The following is a 369-nucleotide window of genomic DNA, read 5'->3' as shown; positions in this document are numbered from 1 at the left end:
AACTATTTCTGAAACCAATTTCCCTGTTGCTGGACCCAAGCTCCAACCCATCATTGCATGGCCTGTTGCAATGGTTAAATTTTTGCATTTTGATGATTTTCCTATATAAGGTAAACCGTCGGGCGAACATGGTCGCAAACCACATTTCGCTGTAGCTTTTTCCTTTTCTGTAATTTCCAAACCATTGTAATAGCGTTTTGCAGCCTGTGCAATGGCCTCAACACGTTTGGAATTTATGTTGTGATTAATGCCCGCTAATTCCATGGTACCTGCAAAACGTGTATAACCGTCCATAGGTGTTACGGCTACTTTTGCTTCGCACAGTATTGCCGGTATGGTTATATTAGTTTGGCGCTCTACATTAATCCT

Annotated in this window: 1 protein-coding gene; it reads right to left on the bottom strand. The window is 41.7% G+C overall.

Going from position 1 to position 369, the window contains the following annotated elements; genetic code table 11:
- Positions 1-369, bottom strand: a 369-nt coding sequence (locus LG649_RS15960) for an NAD(P)/FAD-dependent oxidoreductase (protein WP_226544813.1), incomplete at both ends; no start/stop codon positions are given.

This window comes from Neotamlana laminarinivorans, assembly GCF_020523925.1.
Classification (GTDB): domain Bacteria; phylum Bacteroidota; class Bacteroidia; order Flavobacteriales; family Flavobacteriaceae; genus Neotamlana; species Neotamlana laminarinivorans.
Note: the sequence above shows the minus strand (reverse complement) of the source record. Positions and strands in the feature narration are given on the sequence as shown.